The sequence below is a fragment of the Flavobacterium sp. TS_SC_5 genome (genome assembly GCF_056156265.1).
This window is the reverse complement of record NZ_CM149588.1, coordinates 673,796-697,506: the sequence shown is the minus strand read 5'-3', so window position 1 is coordinate 697,506 and position 23,711 is coordinate 673,796. Positions and strand designations below refer to the sequence as shown.

Annotated in this window: 22 protein-coding genes and 1 pseudogene; 9 read left to right on the top strand and 14 right to left on the bottom strand. The window is 34.7% G+C overall.

Annotation, left to right across the window (positions count from 1 at the left end):
* Positions 1 to 201 precede the first annotated feature (201 nt).
* From AC0J6S_RS03075 to AC0J6S_RS03055, 5 genes are all read right to left on the bottom strand, one after another.
* Entirely contained in the window at positions 202 to 732 is a 531-nt protein-coding gene (locus AC0J6S_RS03075) for a hypothetical protein (protein WP_474955387.1), read from the bottom strand.
* A gap of 4 nt (positions 733 to 736) precedes the next feature.
* On the bottom strand, positions 737 to 1,438 hold the full coding sequence (gene truB, locus AC0J6S_RS03070) for a tRNA pseudouridine(55) synthase TruB (RefSeq protein WP_474955386.1): 702 nt from the start codon (positions 1,436 to 1,438) through the stop codon (positions 737 to 739).
* A 6-nt stretch (positions 1,439 to 1,444) separates the two neighbouring features.
* On the bottom strand, positions 1,445 to 2,266 hold the full coding sequence (locus tag AC0J6S_RS03065; RefSeq protein WP_474955385.1) for an undecaprenyl-diphosphate phosphatase: 822 nt from the start codon (positions 2,264 to 2,266) through the stop codon (positions 1,445 to 1,447).
* Complete coding sequence (locus tag AC0J6S_RS03060) at positions 2,267 to 2,509, bottom strand: DUF3098 domain-containing protein (protein WP_474955384.1); 243 nt, start codon at positions 2,507 to 2,509, stop codon at positions 2,267 to 2,269. It abuts the gene before it with no gap.
* 71 nt (positions 2,510 to 2,580) lie between these two features.
* The gene (locus AC0J6S_RS03055) at positions 2,581 to 3,456 is read right to left on the bottom strand and encodes a cell division protein FtsX (protein ID WP_474955383.1); all 876 of its coding nucleotides are present in this window, start codon (positions 3,454 to 3,456) and stop codon (positions 2,581 to 2,583) included.
* Positions 3,457 to 3,626: 170 nt separating this feature from the next.
* On the opposite strand from AC0J6S_RS03055, the gene AC0J6S_RS03050 reads away from it, so the two are divergent.
* The 5 genes and pseudogenes from AC0J6S_RS03050 (at position 3,627) to AC0J6S_RS03030 (ending at position 9,865) form a co-directional block, all read left to right on the top strand.
* Positions 3,627 to 6,869, top strand: coding sequence for a leucine--tRNA ligase (locus tag AC0J6S_RS03050; RefSeq protein WP_474955382.1), 3,243 nt, complete (start codon positions 3,627 to 3,629; stop codon positions 6,867 to 6,869).
* A 258-nt stretch (positions 6,870 to 7,127) separates the two neighbouring features.
* Positions 7,128 to 7,976 (top strand): alpha/beta fold hydrolase, encoded by an 849-nt coding sequence (locus tag AC0J6S_RS03045; protein WP_474955381.1) that lies wholly within the window; start codon positions 7,128 to 7,130, stop codon positions 7,974 to 7,976.
* A 2-nt stretch (positions 7,977 to 7,978) separates the two neighbouring features.
* Positions 7,979 to 8,450: pseudogene (locus AC0J6S_RS03040) on the top strand (RNA polymerase sigma factor).
* Entirely contained in the window at positions 8,440 to 9,036 is a 597-nt protein-coding gene (locus AC0J6S_RS03035) for a DUF485 domain-containing protein (protein ID WP_474955380.1), read from the top strand. Before AC0J6S_RS03040 ends, AC0J6S_RS03035 begins: the two are co-directional and overlap by 11 nt.
* A gap of 139 nt (positions 9,037 to 9,175) precedes the next feature.
* The gene (locus AC0J6S_RS03030) at positions 9,176 to 9,865 is read left to right on the top strand and encodes a zinc metallopeptidase (RefSeq protein ID WP_474956314.1); all 690 of its coding nucleotides are present in this window, start codon (positions 9,176 to 9,178) and stop codon (positions 9,863 to 9,865) included.
* A 113-nt stretch (positions 9,866 to 9,978) separates the two neighbouring features.
* On the opposite strand, the gene AC0J6S_RS03025 is transcribed toward AC0J6S_RS03030, so the two are convergent.
* The 3 genes from AC0J6S_RS03025 to AC0J6S_RS03015 all read right to left on the bottom strand — a co-directional run bounded on the left by AC0J6S_RS03025 (position 9,979) and on the right by AC0J6S_RS03015 (position 12,047).
* Positions 9,979 to 10,449 (bottom strand): Lrp/AsnC ligand binding domain-containing protein, encoded by a 471-nt coding sequence (locus AC0J6S_RS03025; protein ID WP_073352582.1) that lies wholly within the window; start codon positions 10,447 to 10,449, stop codon positions 9,979 to 9,981.
* Positions 10,450 to 10,613: 164 nt separating this feature from the next.
* Positions 10,614 to 11,363: a uroporphyrinogen-III synthase gene (locus AC0J6S_RS03020; protein WP_474955379.1), complete on the bottom strand. Its 750-nt coding sequence runs from the start codon at positions 11,361 to 11,363 to the stop codon at positions 10,614 to 10,616.
* Between the two features lie 12 nt (positions 11,364 to 11,375).
* Positions 11,376 to 12,047: a DUF4271 domain-containing protein gene (locus tag AC0J6S_RS03015; protein WP_474955378.1), complete on the bottom strand. Its 672-nt coding sequence runs from the start codon at positions 12,045 to 12,047 to the stop codon at positions 11,376 to 11,378.
* Between the two features lie 103 nt (positions 12,048 to 12,150).
* Between AC0J6S_RS03015 and AC0J6S_RS03010 the strand changes: the two genes are divergently transcribed.
* The 3 genes from AC0J6S_RS03010 to AC0J6S_RS03000 are packed head-to-tail and all read left to right on the top strand — an operon-like array spanning position 12,151 to position 14,665.
* A complete protein-coding gene (locus AC0J6S_RS03010; RefSeq protein ID WP_474955377.1) occupies positions 12,151 to 12,876 on the top strand; it encodes a polyprenol monophosphomannose synthase in 726 nt (241 codons plus the stop codon).
* A gap of 12 nt (positions 12,877 to 12,888) precedes the next feature.
* Positions 12,889 to 14,229: a dihydroorotase gene (locus AC0J6S_RS03005; protein ID WP_474955376.1), complete on the top strand. Its 1,341-nt coding sequence runs from the start codon at positions 12,889 to 12,891 to the stop codon at positions 14,227 to 14,229.
* Positions 14,230 to 14,239: 10 nt separating this feature from the next.
* Entirely contained in the window at positions 14,240 to 14,665 is a 426-nt protein-coding gene (locus AC0J6S_RS03000) for a DUF4296 domain-containing protein (protein WP_474955375.1), read from the top strand.
* 15 nt (positions 14,666 to 14,680) lie between these two features.
* On the opposite strand, the gene AC0J6S_RS02995 is transcribed toward AC0J6S_RS03000, so the two are convergent.
* On the bottom strand, positions 14,681 to 15,682 hold the full coding sequence (locus AC0J6S_RS02995) for an NAD-dependent epimerase/dehydratase family protein (RefSeq protein WP_474955374.1): 1,002 nt from the start codon (positions 15,680 to 15,682) through the stop codon (positions 14,681 to 14,683).
* 127 nt (positions 15,683 to 15,809) lie between these two features.
* Here AC0J6S_RS02995 and tyrS point away from each other — a divergent pair, with 127 nt between their 5' ends.
* Positions 15,810 to 17,102 (top strand): tyrosine--tRNA ligase, encoded by a 1,293-nt coding sequence (gene tyrS, locus AC0J6S_RS02990; RefSeq protein ID WP_474955373.1) that lies wholly within the window; start codon positions 15,810 to 15,812, stop codon positions 17,100 to 17,102.
* Here the strand turns inward: tyrS and AC0J6S_RS02985 are convergent.
* The 5 genes from AC0J6S_RS02985 to AC0J6S_RS02965 all read right to left on the bottom strand — a co-directional run bounded on the left by AC0J6S_RS02985 (position 17,099) and on the right by AC0J6S_RS02965 (position 23,572).
* Entirely contained in the window at positions 17,099 to 18,079 is a 981-nt protein-coding gene (locus AC0J6S_RS02985) for a LuxE/PaaK family acyltransferase (RefSeq protein WP_474955372.1), read from the bottom strand. The genes tyrS and AC0J6S_RS02985 overlap by 4 nt on opposite strands.
* Positions 18,080 to 18,223: 144 nt before the next feature.
* Complete coding sequence (locus tag AC0J6S_RS02980; RefSeq protein ID WP_474955371.1) at positions 18,224 to 18,562, bottom strand: T9SS type A sorting domain-containing protein; 339 nt, start codon at positions 18,560 to 18,562, stop codon at positions 18,224 to 18,226.
* 134 nt (positions 18,563 to 18,696) lie between these two features.
* Positions 18,697 to 19,254 carry a hypothetical protein gene (locus AC0J6S_RS02975; RefSeq protein WP_474955370.1) on the bottom strand — a complete coding sequence of 186 codons (558 nt, stop codon included), beginning with the start codon at positions 19,252 to 19,254 and terminating at the stop codon, positions 18,697 to 18,699.
* Positions 19,255 to 19,334: 80 nt separating this feature from the next.
* A complete protein-coding gene (locus AC0J6S_RS02970; protein WP_474955369.1) occupies positions 19,335 to 20,735 on the bottom strand; it encodes a hypothetical protein in 1,401 nt (466 codons plus the stop codon).
* Between the two features lie 32 nt (positions 20,736 to 20,767).
* Positions 20,768 to 23,572 carry a TonB-dependent receptor gene (locus AC0J6S_RS02965; RefSeq protein ID WP_474955368.1) on the bottom strand — a complete coding sequence of 935 codons (2,805 nt, stop codon included), beginning with the start codon at positions 23,570 to 23,572 and terminating at the stop codon, positions 20,768 to 20,770.
* Positions 23,573 to 23,711 lie beyond the last annotated feature (139 nt).

The following is a 23,711-nucleotide window of genomic DNA, read 5'->3' as shown; positions in this document are numbered from 1 at the left end:
AAAGGTTTACGATTATTTGTCTAATTTACTATTTGGAGGTAAGAACATACCTCATTATTAAATTAATTTGGCGTAGCCAAGTAGAAAAAAGAGTATGGATTAACAGTACTTTAATTTTAGAAAAAACACATAATAAATCCAATTTTGTATTTATCATGTGTTTTTGCTTTTTATTCGATTGGAGAATTTAGAAAGTATTCTTTAAAAAGTGATTAAAGAAAGTCCTAAACTGACGCTTCCAGTATCTTTTTGATTATTAATAGGAATCGCGTAATGGCTTAGTTCAATAAATATAATCAAATCGTCAGGTGTTTGAACACCTAAACTTATTTTTTTATAATCTCCCATTAAATCTCCGCGGCCCAGCGCCACTGCTTTTCCTAAACCTAGTTGTAATGCAATTCGAGTGTCTTCACTAATTTTTGGACTTAATTTTAAATTTGCAAAAACTGGAACAATAACTAATTTTTCGGTCCATTGCCAGTCTATTCCAGTATTGATTCCTATAGCAATCCATTTGTTGTAATGTACTCCATAGCCTATTTTAGTGTTCAGTCCATCGGGCAGGAACCAAGAGCTGTTTTTGTTGCCATTCGCATCTGTTTCTCCACGTTCCGGATTTCCTTTAATAGGAATGGCTACATCAAATTGTATATAAGTAAATTTTTTATTTTGGGAAAAAGCAGAAAAAGTAAAAAAAAGCGAAACGGTTAAGATTCTTAAAAGTCTCAAAATATTAATTATTTGATGCTAAACTATCTTCGAAAGCGACAACATCTATGCCGTCTTTTACGTCGTAATCACCAATTTTTGTTCGGCGTAAAGCCGTTAAATGCGAACCGGAATTCATTGCTTTTCCAAAATCAAAAGCTAGGGAACGAATGTAAGTTCCTTTGCTGCAAACGACTCTGAAATCAACTTCTGGAAGTGCTATTCTGGTAATTTCAAATTCGTGAATGGTTGTTTTTCGCGTCGCAATTTCAATGGTTTCCCCTGCTCTGGCATGCTCATACAAGCGAACACCATCTTTTTTTATTGCCGAATAAATAGGTGGTTTTTGATCGATTTCGCCCAGAAATTGTTTTACAGTTTCATAGATTAAAGCTTCGTCAATATGTTCCGTTGGGAAAGTTTGGTCTACCTCTGTTTCTAAATCATACGAAGGCGTAGTGGCTCCAATATAAAACGTTCCGGTGTATTCTTTGGCTTGACCCTGAAGTTCGGTGATTCTTTTGGTGAATTTTCCGGTACAAACTAATAACAATCCAGTTGCTAAAGGATCCAAAGTTCCGGCGTGACCAATCTTGAATTTTTTTGGCAGATTCAGTTTGGTAATTAATGCCCATTTCAATTTATTCACCGCCTGAAATGAAGTCCAATTCAAGGGTTTGTCAATGAGTAAAATTTGTCCGTCTTGGTAATCTTCGGCTGTCTTCAAAGAAATTTATTTAAAGTATGAAAAGTAAATCAATAAAAAGATTCCTACGATTATTCGGTACCAACCCCAAGGTTTGAAACCGTATTTTTTAATGATTTCAATGAAGAATTTAATTGCTATAATGGCAACGATAAAAGCAACTACGTTTCCTATCAAGAACAATTGTATGTTTTCGTCTGATTTTAAAATTAATTCATAGCCTTTCATTTGTGAAGACTCATAGGTTTTCAAGAATACAGAATAACAGGTAACCGCCATCATTGTTGGCACCGCCAAGAAGAAAGAGAATTCCGCCGCGGCATGACGTGTTAATCCTTGTTGCATTCCTCCAATGATTGAGGCAGCAGAACGACTTGTTCCCGGCATCATCGCTAAACATTGCCAAAAACCAATGATTACGGCTTTTTTAATGGTGATGTCTTCCTCTTTAATAACCGTTGGACTTTGAAAACGACTATCGATAAAAAGTAAAATTATGCCACCTAAAATTAATACAATCGCAATCGGAATTGGATCTCCAAGAACTGCTTCAATTTTATCATCGAATAATTTTCCTAAAACCAAAGCTGGAATTACGGCGCAAATCAGTTTTATGTAAAAGTTGATGGCAACACTTTTTGAAGAGAAATCGAAAAATTTCTTCCAATATAAAACGACAACCGCCAAAATGGCTCCAAATTGAATAGAAACCTGAAAAAGCTTCACAAAATCATCTTCTTGAATTCCAAAATAAGAACTCATAAAAATCATGTGCGCGGTTGAGGAAACAGGAAGATATTCTGTTAATCCTTCGATAACAGCAATTAAAAATGCTTGTAATGTATTCATTTATGCTTTTTTGGGATTCTTAAGAATGGCATAAATGGTAATTCCAAAACCGATTAAAACGGTAGTGGGCGCCAATCGGATTCTTCTGAAATTGAAGATGTCTTCACTAAAAACATTAGGATCTTCACTTCCTCCCCCTGCCATTAGAATAAATCCTAAGGCAATAACTCCAATCCCAATTAATAAGATTTTGTAATTTATTTTATCAAAAAGGAATTCTGGTTTCTGATCTTTATTTTCCATTTGTGCTGAATTTAGTTCAGCATCTAAAAATGCCGAATGATAATGAGTTTATATTAATCAACTAATAAATATTAGTATAAATCGTCTGTTCTCAAGTTCAAGAAACGTTGTGTAGCGAAGTAAGTGCTTAACCAAGTAATCAAAACGCCAATTCCTAATACGGCCAATAACACCAAGCCAATCATAGCTTTATCCTCTAAAATACCAAGATTAGGAAAACTGGTTTCAACATAAATCAAAACGCCAATTAATGCTAAAACTGCCAAAACTGCTCCAATCATTCCTAGTTTTATGCTTCGCATTACAAATGGTTTTCTGATAAAAGCTTTTGTAGCACCTACCATCTGCATGGTTTTGATGATAAATCGGTTTGAGTGTATCGATAAACGCAACGAACTATTAATCAGTAATACGGCAATAACAGCAAGGAATCCGCTGATTACTAAAATCCACATACTCACTTTTTTGATATTGTCGTTCACTAAATTCACTAATTGTTTGTCATATACAATATCCGAAATCATAGTATTTTTACGCAAGCCAGCTTCAATTTTTGTGATACTGTCCTTAATTACATAATCTCCTTTCAAGTGAATATCGTAGGAGTTTTGCAATGGGTTTTCACCAAGAAATTCCATAAAATCCTCGCCAATAATATCGGTATGTTCTTTAGCAGCTGCTTCTTTAGTAACATAAGTATATGATTTTACGAATGGACTTGCTTTTATTTGGGTTCCAAAAGCTTTCACAATACTGTCATTAGCTTCGTTTTTGAAAAAAACCGTCATGGCAATATTTTCTTTGAAATCGTTGGCTAATTTTTTAGAATTAATAATAAAAAGTCCCAATATTCCCAATAGAAATAAAACTAAGAATACACTTAGCACTACTGAAAAATAAGAGGAAATTAACCGGCGTTTTTGAAAATTATCAAAGGAAGAACTCATAGTTTAGTGAAATTATTGGGTAAAAATAATAAAGAATTTCTTTATTTGAAGTTAATAACGTTCAAAGTTTCAACTTTCGTACAATAAATGTAAATTTGGCACCTAAAAATAGTCATCGTGAGAAAGCTTTCGCAGCTTTGTCCCTTTGCAACTTTGCAACTTTTATAGAAATGAAATACAATCCGAACGAAATAGAAGCCAAATGGCAGAAATATTGGTTAGAAAACGAAACGTTTAAAGCCGAAAACAACTCAGAAAAACCTAAATATTACGTACTTGACATGTTTCCTTATCCTTCCGGAGCGGGATTGCACGTGGGACATCCGTTAGGATATATTGCCTCTGACGTGTATTCCAGATACAAAAGACATCAAGGTTTTAATGTGTTGCACCCAATGGGCTACGACAGTTTTGGGTTGCCAGCGGAACAATATGCGATACAAACGGGTCAGCGTCCGGAAGATACGACTTCAGTAAATATTGACGGTGGAACGGATAAAGAAGGAAATAAAATTGCCGGATACAGAAAGCAATTGGACAAAATTGGATTTTCTTTCGATTGGAGCAGAGAAGTGCGCACTTCAAATCCGGATTATTACAAACATACACAGTGGATTTTCATCCAATTATTCAATTCTTGGTACAATAAAAACAGCGATAAAGCCGAAGATATTGTGACTTTGGTTTCCATTTTTTCAACAGAAGGGAATGCAAATGTAAATGCGGTTTGTGATGAAAATATTGAAGCATTTTCAGCAAATGAATGGAATGCTTTCGCAAAAGAACAGCAGGAAAGAATTTTGTTGCAATACAGATTAACTTATTTGGCTGAGACTGAAGTGAACTGGTGTCCGGGATTGGGAACCGTTTTAGCAAATGACGAAATTGTAAATGGCGTTTCAGAGCGTGGCGGTTTTACGGTTGTTCGTAAAAAAATGACACAATGGAGCATGCGAATTTCGGCCTATGCGGAACGTTTGTTGCAAGGTTTAAATGATATCGATTGGAGTGAAAGTATCAAAGAAAGTCAAAGAAACTGGATTGGAAAATCCGTTGGAGCAACTGTTTCTTTCAAAGTCGAAAGTCAAAAGTCAAAAGTCGAAAGCGAGCAATATATAGATGTTTTTACTACAAGACCTGATACTATTTTTGGAGTTACGTTCATGACATTGGCACCAGAACACGAATTGGTAGAACAAATTACAACTGCTGAACAAAAAGCGGAAGTCGAAGGCTATATAGAAAAAACGTCAAAACGTTCCGAAAGAGAACGTATGGCCGATGTAAAAACTATTTCTGGAGTATTCACAGGTGCGTATGCAGAACATCCGTTTACTAAAGAACCAATTCCGGTTTGGATTGGCGATTATGTTTTGGCAGGTTACGGAACAGGTGCGGTTATGGCGGTTCCTTGTGGCGATGAAAGAGATTATGCTTTTGCGAATTTCTTCAAAGGGCAACAAGGTATGTCAGGCATTAAAAATATTTTTGATAAAGATATATCTGAAGTTGCTTTTGGAGCTAAAGATGGTTTTCAATTGGTAGATTCTGATTTTCTAAATGGATTAGATTACAAAAAAGGAACTCAAAAAGTAATTGCCGAATTAGAAAAATTAAACCAAGGAAAAGGAAAAACGAATTACCGTTTGCGTGATGCCGTTTTCTCTCGCCAGCGTTATTGGGGAGAGCCGTTTCCAGTATATTATGTGAATGGTTTGCCGCAAATGATTGATGCGCAACATTTGCCAATTATTTTGCCGGAAGTAGAAAAATATTTACCAACCGAAGACGGTTTACCGCCTTTAGGAAACGCTACGGTTTGGGCTTGGGATACCGAAACAAATTCAGTAGTTAATACGGATTTGGTTGACAACAAAACGATATTTCCTTTAGAATTGAACACGATGCCAGGTTGGGCGGGAAGTTCATGGTATTGGATGCGTTATATGGATGCGCACAATGAAAATGAATTTGCCAGCAAAGACGCTTTGGCATATTGGGAAAGCGTAGATTTATACATTGGCGGAAGCGAACACGCAACCGGACATTTATTATATTCTCGTTTTTGGAACAAATTCCTAATAGACAAAGGTTTTGCACCTACTGAAGAACCATTCAAAAAACTGATTAATCAGGGAATGATTTTGGGAATGAGTGCGTTTGTCTTAAGAGCAGAAGTAAGTTCTCATTTATGTTCAGGTGATTTAGATGAAGAATTTATGAACCTAAAACTTCCTGCAACAATTATTGAATATGATTTATTAAAAAAATACAATAAACTAAAAGATAGGTTAGCTTCTCTAAATTCAAAAATGCATAATAATGATAAAATTGAGACTTTATTAGATAATTATTGGGTTTATCGAATAATCGACATTGTAGATAGTAATCTTGAGGGAGTTGAGTATCAAGATAAAATTAAAGAATCTTTTACGGAATCTGACATAGTTGATTTAAAAGAGATTACGGTTGTTTTGTCGCGTTTGTTGCAAATCTTAGAGAAGCAACATTCTGATGAAGCATTTAGATTAAGTTTTAATCCATATGATCCTTTCTCAGTAGCTTTCAATTTTAGTCCAATCAGAATTGATTTAAAATTTATTAATGAAAGTAATAATGAATTGTTAATTGATAAGTTTCTCAGGGATTCAAAATATTCTTTAGAATTTAAAGACGCAAACTTTATTTTATTTGGTAATAGTTCAAAATTTACTGTTGGTCGCGAAGTTGAAAAAATGTCTAAATCATATTACAATGTAGTAACTCCGGATGATATTTGTAACGAATACGGAGCGGATACGTTGCGTTTGTACGAAATGTTTTTAGGACCATTGGAACAAGCAAAACCTTGGAACACGGCAGGAATTTCGGGAGTTTTTGGATTCTTGAAAAAACTGTGTCGTTTGTATTTTGATGATAATGGTTTGATTGTGACGAATGACGCACCAACAAAAGACAACCTGAAATCATTACACAAAACCATCAAAAAAGTAGCGGAAGATATTGAGAGTTTCTCTTTCAATACATCAGTTTCTCAATTTATGATTTGTGTGAATGAATTGTCCACTCAAAACTGTCATTCTCGTGCGATTCTGGAACCATTAGCGATTGTAATTTCGCCTTATGCACCTCATATTGCCGAGGAATTATGGTCGTTGTTGGGAAATACAGGGTCGATTGCAACGGTTGCTTTTCCTGTTTTTGAAGCTAAATATTTAGTGGAGAGCGATAAAGAATATCCAGTTTCTTTCAACGGAAAAATGCGTTTCACGATGGTTTTACCTTTGGATTTAACCAAGGAACAAATCGAGGAAATTGTAATGAAAGACGAAAGAACAATCAAGCAATTAGAAGGAAGAACGCCAAACAAGGTGATTATTGTTCCTGGAAAAATTATCAATTTGGTGGGATAAGTAATTGTGAATGGTGAATTCAACTCAATTATTAAATATTTTAAGATCCAAATCTCAACTAGCGTTGGGATTTGGATTTTTTTTGTTCTTCTTACAGGTTGACTAATATTTATGTGTGATATAAGCCACGGTGTTTGTTAAGGTTTACTGTTTAGTAGTTGGTTAATTGAAAAAAAATATTTCATTACTTGTAACATTTTTATGCTTCTCGTATCAAAAGGCAGGATCCGATTAATTAACAATTTAAAACTATTAAAAATGAAAAAGTATATTCTAATTATTGCTGTAATTGTGTTTTCTGTTATATGTTCTAATGCATTTGGACAAAAAAAATCAGATCCGTTTGAAGTCGTAAAATCAGGAAAAGGAGAACAATCCATAATCTTTCTGCCAGGATTTGCCAGTTCTGGAGAGGTTTGGAACGAAACCCAAGCAAATTTTGAAAAAGAGTTTACCTGTTATACTTTTACGATGGCTGGTTTCGCCGGAGTTCAACCACAACTAAATCCTTCATTTATAAATTGGGAAAAAGCAATTGTGAATTACATTCAAGAGAATAAAATCGAAAAACCAATTATTGTTGGTCATAGTATGGGCGGAGGACTTGCATTGGCTATCGCTTCCGATTATCCAGACTTAATTGCTAAAATTGTAGTTGTTGATGCGCTTCCTTGTTTGTCGGCTTTAAGAGACCCTGCTTTAAAGTCACAGGAAAACAATGATTGTACTGCAATGAATAATCAAATAGCAGCTATGTCAGAAGACGAATTTTATCAAATGCAAAAAAGAAATATGGCGATGCTTTTGGCGGATGCCTCAAAGCAAGACAAAGCAATTAGCTGGAGCATGAAATCAGACAGAAAAACGTTTAGCGAAATGTATTGTGACTTTTCCAACACTGATTTGAGAGATAAAATAGGGGCAATAAAATGTCCTTCATTAATATTATTAGAATATGGTTTTTCTAATTATAAAACGCCTGTCGAAGCACAGTTTGTAAATTTAAAAACGGCCAATTTTCAATATGCTACTAAAGGTTTACATTTTATAATGTATTATGACAAAGAATGGTATATGGCACAGCTTACAAATTTTATAAAATCGTAATAATGGAGTTCGAAAATATCTATAAAACCTATTGGGACAGAATATTCAGGCTTTGTATGGGTTTTGTCAACGATTATGATATTGCGCAGGACTTGGCTCAGGAAACGTTCATTATTGTCTGGCAAAAGCTAGACACCTTTAGAAACGAATCAGGCATTGGTACCTGGATTTTTAGAATTGCTTCTAATAATTGTTTACGGCAGATTGAGAAAGAGAAACGATTCCTTAAATCAGAATTGCCTCTTCATATCACCGAAGAAAAACAATATTCTACAGAACCTCAGATTCAGTTTTTGTATAAATGCATTGCAGAATTACCAGAAACGGAACGTATCATCATTTCACTAGAACTGGAAGATGTTAAACAAGCAGAAATAGCTAAAATCGTTCGGGCTTTCTGAAGCTAATGTTAGAGTGAAAATTCATAGAATAAAAGATAAATTAACTCAAAAGTTTAAAGAAAATGGACAATAATATAGACTTTAAAGATTTATGGAAACAACAAGTTGTAAATTCTCCAAATATAGAAGAATTACTTGCTAAGCTAAAACATTTTAAAAAAACAAGTTTGCGAAGATTAATACTTACAAATGCTATGCTGATTGCAACTTGCGTTTTAATACTTTTAATTTGGTATTACTACCAACCGCAATTTCTTTCAACCAAAATAGGAATTGTTTTGAACGTTGCCATAATGGCTATCTATCTATTGGTTTATAATAGATTATTTGATGCGTATAAAGAACTGGACAACACCGATAGTAATGCGGAGTATTTACAAAAATTAATAGCAATTAAAACAAAACAAAAGTTCTTGCAGTCCAAAATGTTAAGTATTTACTTTGTAGTTCTCGGGCTGGGAACATGCTTATACATGTATGAATACGCATCAATGATGTCTTTTTTGTGGGGATTTTTTGTGTACGCTGTTTTATTATTTTGGATGGGATTTAATTGGTTTTACTTGCGTCCAAGACAAATAGTTAAGGAGAATTCGAAAATCGATTCGCTAATTGATACCTTTCAAAGAATTAATAATCAATTAGAAGCAGATGTATAGCTCCACTGTGGGAAATTAATTTGTTGCCATCTCTTGCTAGATTTTTTATTTAACAAATGCCACTTTGACATTTTTAAAAATTGGTTCAGATTTTGATCATTCTTTTATAACTTTAACAATACAATTAAAAAACAAAAATATGGGAATGGGTTATTTGATTCTTGCCGGAGCAATTATGCTTTTCAGCTGGTTAGTTAGTTCAAGACTAAAAAACAAATTTGAACATTATTCTAAATTACAATTACAAAACGGAATGTCAGGCGCAGAAATCGCCGAAAAAATGCTTGCCGATAACGGAATTCGCGATGTGAGAGTAATCTCGACACCGGGACGTTTGACGGATCATTACAATCCAGCCGATAAAACCGTAAATTTAAGTGAGGCGGTTTATAATCAGCGCAATGCCGCTGCGGCTGCTGTTGCGGCGCACGAATGTGGTCACGCTGTGCAACATGCTGTGGGATATCAATGGCTGACGATGCGTTCTAAATTAGTACCCGTGGTGAATGTGGCATCAACGTATATGCAATGGATTTTGCTTGCCGGAATCTTGATGATGAAAACTTTCCCATCATTATTGTTGATTGGAATTATCATTTTTGCAGCAACCACTTTGTTTTCGATAGTTACATTACCAGTCGAATATGATGCAAGTAATCGTGCATTAGCTTGGTTAGAAAACAAAAGAATGCTGACGCAACAAGAACAGGCAGGAGCTAAAGATTCATTGAAATGGGCTGCCCGAACATATGTCGTGGCTGCTTTAGGATCAATTGCTACGCTGTTGTATTACGTTTCCATTTATATGGGCGGAAGTAGGAGAGATTAGACTGTTAGATATTTAGACTGCTTAGATAATTAGAAAAGCCGTTTGTTTGTAAGCAAACGGCTTTTTATTTGTGCTCATGATCTAACAATCTAAAAATCCAATTATCTAAAAATCTAAAGTTGAATCTGTCTGTCGATTTGTTGGTCTAAGGAAATGAAGGTTTCTGTTCTGGAAACGCCTTCTATCGCTTGGATTTTGGTGTTGAGTAATTGCATTAGATGCTCGTTATCCCGGCAGATAATTTTTATCAGAATCGACCAGTTACCCGTAGTATAATGGCATTCTAACACTTCCGGAATTTTCTTTAAATCTCGCACTGCTTCTGGATTTCGGGCTGCTTTGTCAAGATAAATCCCAACAAAAGCCATTGTATTGTAGCCTAATATTTTATTGTTTACAGTGAATTTTGATCCCGAAATAACGCCGGATTGCTCCAGTTTTCGCAACCGTTGATGAATTGCCGCTCCTGAAATTCCTATTTTATTGGCGATTTGAAGAATTGGTTTTCGGGCATCTTCCATCAGGTCGCGTAAAATCTCTTTATCGATGCCGTCAATTTCTACTATTAGGGAATTGATTTTCATGAGTTGTTATTTTAAACTAAAATATTAAATTTAGTTTGAATTGGAAATTAAATTTAAGTAAAAAACGATTAGTGTAAAGAGTAAGTTGCCTTTTTTATAATTTAACCCATAAAAAAAGCCATTCGGATTGCGAATGGCTGTAATTGTATCTGAAAAATATTTTTCTATTTTCCTTTATTGGCTTCAATAATATATTTTTCCAAAGCCATTGTCATGGAAGGCGTTGCTGGTGTTGGTGCAAGAATATCGACTCTTAAACCGTGATCTAACGCTTCTTTTTGAGTTGTACTTCCAAAAACGGCAATTCGGGTATTGTTTTGTTCGAAATCCGGGAAATTCATAAACAATGATTTTATTCCGGTTGGGCTAAAGAAAGCCAAAACATCATAATATACATCGGCTAAATCTGATAAGTCACTCATTACAGTTCTGTAAAAAACGGCTGGTGTCCAATCTACTTTTAATGCGTTTAGCGTTATTGGAGCATCGGCATTCAATTGATCTGAAGCAGGTAATAAGAATTTTTCGTCTTTGTATTTCTTTATCAGTGGAGATAAATCAGCAAAATCTTTTGGTCCAACGTAAATTTTACGTTTTCTGTACACTACATATTTTTGCAGGTAAAAAGCGATGGCTTCTGACTGGCAGAAATATTTTAATCCTTCCGGAATTTTGTAACGCATTTCATCAGCTACTCTGAAAAAGTGGTCAACAGCATTTTTACTGGTTAAAATAATCGCGGTGTAATGGTTAAGATCGATTTTTTGAAGTCTAATCTCTTTGGCATTAACTCCTTCTACGTGAATAAAAGGTCTGAAATCAATTTTTACTTTATGCTTGTGTTGAAGTTCAAAGTAAGGTGAATTTTCCACCTTAGGCTCGGGTTGTGACACCAAAATTGTTTTCACTTTCATATATAACGTTTTCTAAGCACTCCCTTTTGTAAACCAATAATACATAAAATAATAGGGAGCTATTTCGAGAGCGCAAAGATATAAAATAAAATAAAACAACTTACCGAATATTAAATTTTGATAGTTTTTTATTGAAATCAAATACGTTAGAGCATTGATAAGTAATACTATAGTTATAATCACCAATGGAATATTTCTTGAAATGGAGTCGTAATAAAACAAAATTATATTTAAAGGAAGTATTATTAATCCAATATAGGTTCTGTAAGTCACTTTTTGCAGATTGAACTGCTCCATAAATTCTTCGATATTGAAGGATGTAGCAATTATTTTTTCAATCAAATATTTTGATAAAATGAAGAAAACCAGAAACGTAAATATCTGAATGTAGAGCAACCAATCTGTTTTTGAGGCATGACCAAAATAACTCAGCGAAATTTGAATAAAGAACGCAAGAGAAATGATTTGGACACAAAATAATGCGACAGTAAATCCACTTTTTAAGTGGCTGCTGTCCCTATAAACTTTGGTGTATTTGTTGGAAAAAATTAGATTTGCGAAATCACCAAATCGATTTTCGAAAACAGATTTGGTAATAGCAATAATAGCAAATGACAGAACGAAAAGCACGGTTGCCCAGTCTTTGTTCTCAGTTATTCGGGGATGAAGTATAATTTCGATCATAACGGTGCAAAATTACTAATTTTTCTATCATTCTTTTTATTATAATTTTATTAAGGCTGAAATGGCATAAAAAGTTTACTTTTGCGGGGAAATTAGTCGAAATATGAATGATTGTATTGTTATAATTCCTACCTATAACGAAATTGAAAATATTGAAAGCATTATTCGATCGGTGCTTTCGCAACATAAACCCTTTCATGTTCTAATTATTGATGATAATTCACCGGATCACACTGCTGATAAGGTCGTTTTACTCCAATCAGAATTTGAAGGACGTTTGTTTTTGGAAAAAAGAGAAAAAAAATCAGGTTTGGGAACTGCTTATGTTCATGGATTCAGATGGGCACTGCGACATAAATATGATTTCATTTTTGAAATGGATGCTGATTTTTCCCATAACCCAAATGATTTAGAAAAATTATACAGCGCTTGTCATTTTGGCGATGCTGATTTAGCGATTGGCTCCCGTTATGTCACTGGTGTAAATGTGGTAAACTGGCCATTGAGCCGCGTTTTGATGTCATATTTCGCATCGGTTTACGTGCGAATGATTACTGGAATGAAAATTCATGATGCTACAGCAGGATTCGTTTGTTACAAGAGAAAAGTTTTAGAAGAGATCAATTTAGATAAAATAAAATTTGTTGGATACGCTTTCCAAATTGAAATGAAATACAGAACCTACTGTAAAAAATTTCAAATTACAGAGGTGCCAATTATTTTTACCGACCGAACAAAAGGGCAATCCAAAATGAGTAATTCGATAATTGTCGAAGCCGTTTTTGGGGTTATTGCGCTCAGATTAAAAAGATTATTCAACACATTATAAGAAAAAGATACGATGCACAGGGTTTTAATTAAGAATGCCAAAATAGTAAATGAAGGAGTAATTTTTGAAGGTGATGTATTAATTGAGAATGACTTAATTGTTGAAATTTCAGAAAGTATCAGTGCTAAATTCTCGGATTGTAAGATTGTTGATGCTGAAGGAAATTATTTGATTCCGGGCGCAATTGATGATCAAGTACATTTCAGAGAGCCAGGACTCACGCACAAAGGCGATATTGAATCCGAATCCAGAGCTGCAGTTGCAGGCGGAATTACTTCCTATATCGAGCAGCCAAATACGATTCCAAATGCGGTTACCCAAGAAATTTTAGAGCAAAAATACGAATTGGCAGCCCAAAAATCGTATGCGAATTATTCATTTATGATGGGTGCTACCAATGATAATTTGGAGGAAGTTTTAAAAACAAATCCAAAGAATGTTGCTGGTATCAAAATATTTTTAGGCTCCTCAACCGGTAATATGTTGGTGGATAATGAAGCAACATTAGAGAAGATATTCTCCAGCACACCCATGCTTATTGCGGTGCATTGTGAAGATGAGACGACAATCAAAAACAATTTAGCGAAATATAAAGAAGAGTTTGGAGAGGATGTTCCTGTTACGGTACATCACCTGATCCGAAGTGAGGAAGCATGTTATATTTCGTCTTCCAAAGCCGTTGCGCTAGCTAAGAAAACAGGTGCTCGCTTGCATATTTTTCATCTTTCGACAGCCAAAGAAATGGATTTGTTTACCAACAAAATTCCATTAGAAGAAAAGAAAATTACTGCCGAAGTTTGCGTGCATCATTTATGGTTTACCAATGATGATTATGCGACGAAAGGTAATCTAATCAAATGGAATCCTGCTGTAAAAACAGCCAATGATAGAAAAGTACTTTGGGAAGCCTTGCTGGATGACCGAATTGATGTTATTGCTACAGATCATGCGCCACACACTTTAGAAGAGAAAAAACAATCCTATTTGAATGCTCCATCCGGTGGGCCACTGGTTCAACACGCTGTTGTAGCAATGTTTGAAGCGCACCATCAAGGAAAAATAAGCATTGAAAAAATTGTAGAAAAAATGTGCCACAATCCGGCGAAAATTTTCAAGATAGAGAAACGTGGTTTTATCAAAGAAGGCTATTATGCGGATTTGGTTATCGTGAATTCAGGTTTGCCTTGGAGTGTGAAAAAAGAAAATATTTTAGCTAAATGTGGTTGGTCACCGTTTGAAGGTTTTACTTTCAAATCCAGAATTACCCATACTTTTGTCAACGGACAATTGGTTTACACCGCTTTTAAAGTAAAAGATATTCGTGCAGGAAAACGTTTATTATTCGAAAGATAAAATTTAGCAGATGAAAAAAATCATACTATTTGCAACAGCATTTACTCTCTTTATAAGCTGTAAAGACGAAGTAGTCAAAAAACCGGAACGTCTTATCGAGAAAGACGTGATGATTGATGTTATGTATGATTTAGCTGTTTTGGAAGCAATAAAATATCAAAATCCAGTCTCTTTGGATACTTTTAAAATAAATCCAAGAGATTTTATTTATAAAAAATATAAAATTGACAGTCTTCAGTTTGCCAAAAGTAACGTGTATTACGCATCAGATTATGAAGATTATAAACTGATGTTTGAACAAATTACAAAACGATTGGATGCCAGTAAAAAAAGTGCTGATTCATTAGTAACTATTGAAAAAAAGAAAAAGAAACCGGTTCTTCAAAACAATAAAAAACTAGCTCCAATTGTTGGTGACACTACAAAATTGAAATAGAAAAATTGCAGATTTTTAAAGTTTCGAAATCTCTTTTATGTACTGGTGAATGTCCTTGAAATCAGTTTTCAAGAAGTCTTTAATCTTCTGATTTGAATAGGTGTTTTCCGAGTAAGAAGCTCTTGCAGTGGCTTGCGATAATTTTCTCTTTTGCTGAAAAACGTTTGAAACAAACCAATCCAATCTCCAAAGAATTTCCATTAAAAAAGGTTTGGCATGAGTTTTAGGTCGTTGCACGTCGAGTGCATCAGCCATGGCATTCAAAATGTCACGAAAAATACTATTTTCTGCAATCAAAGTAAAGCGTTCGTTTTTGATTTCGCTTTGCATCAACTCATGCGCCATTCGAACAACATCAGTAACGGCAACAAACCCTGTGAAGCCCAAAGTGTAAAATTTCAACCCGTTTTTTACTTTCGTAAAAAGTTGTCCGCTTCCTTGCTCTCTAAAACCAGGACCAAGAATTACGCCCGGATTTACAATTATTACCTCTAAACCTTCTTGCTGTCCACGCCAGATTTCCATTTCGGCACCATATTTAGAAATGGCATAATCATTATGGTACTTTTCCGGATTCCATTCGGTTTCTTCTGTAATGAATTTTTCATGAGGTAGTAAATCGCCTAAAGTGGCAATGGAACTTATAAAACAAAGTTTTTTTATTTGATAGGCGATACAGAAATTCACAATATTCGCAGTGCCCTCAATATTTGTTTTTCGCAATATATCTTCATCTTTAGGGTCAAAAGAAATCAAAGCGGCACAATGATAAACCGTGTCAATATTTTGAAAGGCTATTTCTAACGAAGGGACTTCGGTAATGTCTGCTTGAATCCATTCGATTTGTTCGAAAAATGCTTCCTTTTTGTACATGGAGAACAGTGACTTGGTTTTCTCTAGTGAAGCGACACTTCGATAAATGGCACGCACTTTTGCTGTCCCGATACTTCGGGATTCAATTAAATGAAGCAATAAATGTGCGCCTACTAAACCGGTTCCTCCTGTGACTAAAATCATGCTACGAAAATACGAATAATTTTTTTCGAATAACCTACTAAACAAATAACCTAATCCGCAATAAATTTTATCTTTGTGCACGCGAAGCCTAAAAGGCTGAATTGACGAAAGTAAATTGATTAAAAAGATGAATAATTTTATTGAAGAAGTAACTTGGAGAGGTATGCTCCACGATGTTATGCCCGGCACAGAAGAACATTTGATGGAACAAATGCGTGTGGCGTATGTGGGAATTGACCCAACTGCCGATTCATTGCATATAGGACATTTAGTAGGAGTGATGTTATTGAAACACTTTCAACTAGCGGGACATAAACCATTAGCTTTAGTGGGTGGTGCAACAGGAATGATTGGGGATCCATCCGGAAAATCGAATGAAAGAAATTTATTGGACGAGGCAACATTACGTCACAATCAAGAAGCGATAAAAGGACAATTGGCTCGTTTCTTAGATTTTACTTCTAATTCGGCTAATTCGGCTGAGTTAGTGAATAACTACGACTGGATGAAAAACTTTTCTTTTCTTGATTTTATTCGTGATGTAGGGAAACATATCACTGTCAATTATATGATGGCAAAAGATTCTGTGAAGAAACGTTTGTCTTCTGAAGCTGCCGAAGGAATGTCATTTACAGAGTTTACATACCAGTTAGTTCAAGGATATGACTTTTTGCATTTGTACAGAGAAAAGAATTGTACGTTACAAATGGGTGGAAGTGACCAATGGGGAAATATCACCACTGGAACCGAATTAGTTCGCAGAATTGCCAGTGGAAAAGCGTATGCATTGACTTGTCCGTTGATTACAAAAGCAGACGGAACCAAGTTTGGAAAATCAGAAGGTGGAAATATCTGGTTGGACTCGGCTAGAACTTCTCCGTATAAATTTTACCAATATTGGTTGAATACATCTGATGTTGATGCAGAAAAGTACATTAAGATTTTTACTTTTTTATCGAAAGAAGAAATCGAAATGCTAACTGAAAAACATAGAGAAGCGCCACATTTACGTTTGTTACAAAAACGTTTGGCCGAAGAAACTACTGTGATGGTTCATTCAGCGGAAGATTTAGAAAATGCAATTAAAGCATCGAATATTTTGTTCGGAAATTCAACTTCGGATGATTTGAAACAATTGGACGAAGCGACTTTCTTAGACGTTTTTGATGGTGTTCCTCAAGCGGAAATCAGCAGAAATGAAATTGAAGCCGGAATCAATATTGTTGACGTTTTAAACGAAAAAACAGGATTTCTTAAATCAAATGGTGAAGCAAGACGCGCTTTGACGGCTAATTCTATTTCAGTTAATAAAGAAAAAGTTGCCGAAGAATTTGTGCTTTCGACCAAAGATTTAATCAACAATCAGTTTGTATTGTTGCAAAGCGGTAAGAAAAATTATTTTGTGGTGAGAGTGGTTTAAAGAACCATCAGGTTACAACCTCGAATATCAGAATTATCAAAACGTCCCAATACCTCGAAAGAGTTGTTGGGATTTTTTTTGCCCAAATCTTGGGTAGCAATAAATGAACAGGAATTGATATTAGCCAAATCGATCACATTGATTCCGCCTGTTTTTCCGTCTTGGATATAGGTTAAAGCATCTTCTGTGTCACGAATAAGTATTTGAATCCAAGAAGGGCATTCAAATACGCCTTTTCCTAATGAATAGGCTTGCGAAAGCAATTCGGTCATCCCATATTCAGAATGTATGGCTGAAACGCCAAATCCTTGACACAATTGTTCGTGCAATTCTTCCCGAATCATTTCTTTACGCTTACCTTTCATGCCGCCTGTTTCCATGATAATGGTATGTTGCAATTGAAACTGATGCTGCTCTATTAAATCCAATAAAGCAAAAGTAACACCAATCAGAATGACATTTTGACCGGCTTTGTCTAAAGCAATTAGCTGGGTAATCAGTTCGTCGTAATTGTGCAGGTAAAAACCACTTTCAGGATGATTGGAAAGTTCAATTAAATCCTTGACCATGTAAATTAACGAAGAACCTTCCCGTTCCAGATAGGAGGGAAGCAACGCCAAAACGACATAATCTTCAATATTACCATAAAATTCAGAAAATCCTTTGCAGTAACTTTCTTCATACAAAGTAACATCGGTAACCAGATGTTTGCTGGTTATCATTCCGGTTGTACCGCTACTGGTGAAGGTTTCCTGAATGGGATTGGTATTCGAAACCACTTGATGACTCTTAAAAAACTGAATCGGTAAAAATGGAATCTGCTGTAAAGACTTTATTTTGTGAGGATCTGTTTTTAAAAAATCACAAAATTCCTTATATACTTTATTGTTTTCGTATTGGTAACGAAACACTTTCAAGGCAATTTTCTCAAATTGTTTTTGACTGGAAATAGCAAATATATCGGAGGAAGTGATCAAGTTTTTTTTGCAAAAGTAATCAAAAATTTAAAGGCAAACCAATATCGGAATTGGATTAATACTAAGCTGCGGATTGGTTCAATTACAACAAGTCATAAAAAAAGCCCCAATTAGAATTGGAGCTTTATAGCTGTATTTTTGAAATTATCGTATGATTAATTTTCTCGTTGCTGATGCCTCTTTTTCATTAATTTTTATAATGTAAACACCAGAAGAAAGATTTGACACGTTTAATTCTCTTGAGCTTATCATGGTTTGAAGTACTTTCTTTCCTAAAACATCAAAGATAATTATTTCTTTATCAAGGTCATTTTTCGTAGAAATGTAAATTTTACCATTACTCACAGGGTTTGGGTACAAGCTTAAACCTTCTATAGTGGCGGTTTCTTGTGTTCTTGGTGACGGTTTAGTTTCTTGAGCACTAACACTAAGAGAAAATAAAAGAACCAATACAGTAATAATATAAAAGTAGTTTTTTGCCATCAGATAATTTTGAATAGTAAATATACAAAATATATTTCAAAAAGCATACCAAAAAAAATCCCTCAAAAACTTGAGGGATTGAACTAAAAAAGCATTCAGTTGGTTTGATTTTTTTTGACACGCAGTCTGGAGTGTTATTTTTTAGTTTCCCACTTTCTTAACTCGATATTGTAATGAGTTACATCGTCTGGAAATTCTATGATAAATTCTCCATTTGAATTTATAGTGTAAAATTCACTCAAGTCTTCTCCTTCAAGATATTTCGAAAATAACATGGCAGTTTTCTCCTGAAGTTCTGCTACTGGCATTTTCCATGTTCTGAACTTTTCTTCATAAGTTTCAATTGCTTTTTCGTCATTGTATTTCACAGACCCTACGGTGGCTACTTTTTTAACCTGAAGGCTCGGAGCAATTTTTGTAATTGCGAAATAGGCAGTTTTTTTTTCAGTATCAAAATAATAAAATAGCAAATCGCTTGAGTTACTTTTTTTCTTATAATAGGAATCAAAAACAGTGTCGAATTTGGTTTCGTTAGTTGCTTTTGGAGCCAAATCGTCGTAATAGCGAACAATAGAATATTTGAACTTTGTTTGCTCTTCTTTAGTTAAAAAATCGGTAGGATTTATTTTTTTTTGCTCTTTAACACAGCTGGAAAGAATAAAAAACACAACAAAGAATAAAAAATTTTTCATTTTGAAATTGTTTAGAATAATTAAAGAGCTTAATCTAAACAAAGATTAAGCCCCTTAGGTATTTTTTAAATCGAGTTTATTTAATAAACTTTAGTAACCGGGTTAAATTCAGCCCAACCATCAGTCCAGTCTGTTGTTCCAAAAGCACCTCTGTAAGCAACTTTTGTAAAGAATGCGTCAGCAAGTTTTGGGTTAATAAATGATGCACCAGCTGTTAATGCACCAGTGGTAACTCTAAAATCAGGATTTGAAGCGTATCCAGTACTGTTGTTTGTACCAAAGAAAATGTTAGTATTCAAGCCTAGGTCCAGATAAACTGCTGCTAAATCGGTGTTAACATTAGTTTCATTAGTTGCATTCCATAAGGTTTGAATAGTGCTTGCGGTTGCAGTCATACCCGTACCTACAGAGAAAGTAACTAAAGGAGCACTCATGTAATTATTTAATAGAGCTCCAGTTCCTGTGGTATAATTATCAACAACTGATTGTTGATTCATACGTAAACCTCTCGGCATACCTACAAAGGCAGAGTTAGCAATTGTCAATGCAGTTCTTCTTCTCAAATCTAAAGCGTGTTGGTAGTTACCATTAACAGATTGAGTATTGGTAATTTTCGGTCCAACACCTGTAATGTTTGAGAAAACTCCAGTAGTAATCAATGTTGTTAGGTTATCATTAGGTCCATTGTCAGTTTCAAAAATGTTAGAACCTGATTGATCGGCATAACTTCCGTAACGAACAGATACACCAAATTGTACTTTTCCTGTAAAACCGTAGTCAACATCAAAACAATCATCCCACATTGCAAAAGCAACAAGGTGTTTTGAATTCATAGACCCACCAAACCACTCAAAACCATCATCTCCACCAAAGGATACTTGTGTGTAATCCATTTGAGTTCCGCTACCTACACCACCAAGTGTGATAGAATTAGTTTCATTGTTTGGCGTCAATTCAATACCTGCGAATTCTACTCTTACATATTTCAAAATACCAGAATTATCTGCATTATTTGTACCTCCAAAAATTACAGCGGGAGTGATTCCTTCAATTGCTGGGTCTGGTTGATTAACTGGTGCGTTACCTAAGATTACTAAACCTCCCCAATCTCCTCTATCACGTGTTCCTGCTGCAAGCGCAGATGTAAACACAATAGGTGCGGTTGCAGTTCCTTCAGCTATTATTTTTCCGCCTCTGTCAATTACCAAAGTTCCTTTGGTTGCTTTATCACCAAAAATTGTTGTGCCTGGCTCAATTGTCAGAACAGCTCCGCTTCTTACAAACACTTGACCTTTTATAAGGTATTTTTTGTCTTTTGTTAGCGTTCTGGTTGTAAGGTCACCAGTCAATTCAACTGGTCCGCTAGGAGTAACTGTAGGTGGAGTAACATCTACAACAATTGGATTGTCATCATTGCTACATGAATTTATCGTCAAAATAGCTGTTAGTAGACTGGCCATTAAAAAAAGATTTTTTTTCATTGTGTTTGTTTTAATAATTAATTTATAGTTGTTTAGAAGTTATGGGTTATGTTCAGAGAAATTAAGGTGCCTCTTTTAAATATAGATGTTGCGTTGTCAATGTTTTTATTGATTTTCTCATCTCTGTTCGAATCTTCAAAAAACTGATACTTTGCATTTAATAAATCTTGAATTCCTAATTTAAATGTAGTTTGCTTATAAGTTTTTGCAATCGTTAAATCTAAATTGTTTCTGGAAAGTTCATATATTGTTGGGAAGTTTCTGTCTCCAACAGAGAAGATTCGGTTTCCAAAACGGTTGTAAGTTAAGTTAGTTGAGAAACCCGTTTCATCAGCATACCCTAAAGCAACGTTTACAATATATGGTGATTGTCCTTGTAGAGCTCGAACTTGAGTTTGAGAAGTAACTGAACCACCTAAATCAACTTTTGATACGATATAAGATGCATTGACATTTGCTGAAATTCGACCTAAATATAAATTATCGGTCATTTCTTTGAATGATTTTCTAATTTCTAATTCTAATCCATAATTATACGCATTATCTGCGTTTGCGTAGTTGAATTGAGGTTGCTCTGTTGTAATTTGGGTAACGTTTTCTATCGGTTGATCAAACCTTTTGTAAAAAGCACCTAAGCTTACTGTTTCTCCTTTAGTTGGGTAAAACTCGTACCTAAAATCAAGATTATCGATTTTTGCGGTTTTCAGTTGTGAATTACCAACTCTTGCAGCTTCATTCTCATAGTCATAAAATAAGAAAGGAGCAATTTCTCTAAATTCAGGACGATTGACGGTTTTGCTATATGCCAGTCTAAGCAAAGATCTTTCGCTGATGTTGTATCCAATGTTAAGAGATGGTAGCACTGATGTGACTGGATTTTTAATATTTTCCGGTCCAAAATCAGTAACACTTTGTAAAGATAGAATGTTGTGTTCAACGCGAACACCGCCAGTAATATCAAACTTTTTTAAGGGCAATTCGCCATAAACATACCCTGCTGTCAATAAATTATCAGCACTGTAGGAATCAATAGTACGCGTTCCTTCTCTCATTATCCAACCGTTAGTTGCATTCACATTATCTGAATTAAAGATTGTGGTTAGCGGAAGTTGTTTCAACTCATTTACACGATCAACACCTAAATCAGGTAGGTAATAAGAAACATATCTGGAATCAAATTCTCTTTTTCTGTAGTCTACGTAATACCCCGTTTTTAGTTTAATGCTTCCTAATTCTTCATCGTTCTTAACTCTGTCAATAGTGTGTGTGTAGTTGGCACCATTGTTTATGGAATATTCACTTAGTGTTCCAAAATATCTTCCTGTATCAAATAAATTAGTAGATGATGGATCTATCATTTCATAAGGAGCATCTGGATTAGAAGAATCTTTTATAGTTCTAAATCTTCTTAAATCTGGCTCTGATTCATACATATAATTGTAACCTGTAACCCAGTCAATTTGATTTTTATCATTCAACTTGTGAATTCCCTCTAATTGACCTATGTATATGGAACGTGATTTGTATCCTAATAAATAATTTCTAAATAAATCATCACCTCTTTGAAGAAAATTATTACCATTTCTGATAATCGTTTCATTTTCGCCAATCTGGTTTAATAAATTCTTGAATTTTAAAGTATTATTATTGTTCAATTTCAGGATCCAATTGGAAAGAAACGTAATTCTCGATTCATTCTGGTACGTGTCGTCTAGATAGTTCAACCAAAGCGGTGGTCTGCTTTCTCCTTCATTCAGGGTTGTGTAACGCGTAAATTGTCTTTGGTATGTTTGAAAACTATTAGAATAATTTAAAGAGTTTAACGATTGCAAACTCATACCATTTTTAAATTTTTTATTTCTTCCAAAAGCAAATCCGACACTGTTATCCAAAAACGCAGTATTTTTAGTCGGATTAAAATTGTTCTGTAATTTAGTGTTTGATGCAACCACACCTACTTGAGGATAGGTATTTATCAATGCTGCCGAAGGGAAAGTACTTGGTAAAGTTCTGAATTCATAATCAAAACCTAAAAAGTCTGTTTTTGAACCTTCACTTTGAAACTGATCTTTTAAAGAGGTGTCAACACGGTATCCAAATCCTAAAGATACCCTGTTAAAGTCAGTAATATTTTCGGATGTGGTAATATTTATAATTCCTCCGGAAAAATCGCCAGGTTTATCAGCAGATCCGGTTTTGTAAATTACCATTTTGTCAATAGCATTCGATGGAATTAAATCAAAAGCGAATGTTCTTTTATCAACCTCTGTGCTTGGTGCAACTGAATTGTTGATAAGGACATTGTTGTAACGTTCGCTCAAACCACGAATCATAATAAATTTTCCGTCTACAATAGTAACGCCGGGAACTCGTTGTATTGCTTGAGCCGCATTATTATCAGTCCCTTTAGATATTTGCTCGGCAGAAATAGCACTAACAACTTGTTTAGCTTCTTTGATTTCTAACATTACTGCTGTTTCTGTGTTTCTTTTTCTAGTAGTTTTAATCACAACATCTTCCAATGTAAATCCAGCAGAACCTAATGTTTTGTTTAAAGTTATAGTTTCATTGGCAAGAACCGTTACAGGAACCTCTACTGACTCATAACCTACAAAACTGAACTGTACGATGTAACTTCCTGCGGCTATAGAAATAGAGTATTTTCCGTCAATATCAGTATTTGTTCCAATGTCTGTTCCTTTAATAAGTACGTTTGCAAATGGCAAAGATTGATTGTTAGCATTTTTATCTGTCAAGATTCCAGCTATAGTTCCTTTATTTTGTGCGAAAGAAACAGCAGTTATGAATAACGTTAAAAACAATAATTTGAATTTCATTTGATCTAAATTTTTCTGCAAAGTAACACCTGAAATGTAAAACGTAAGTTACTGACTTGTTATGGTTATGTTTTGTTTTGGGTCCAAAAAAGTACCTAATATTAAATTACGGTTAACAGCTTTTCAATACCCCATTTAT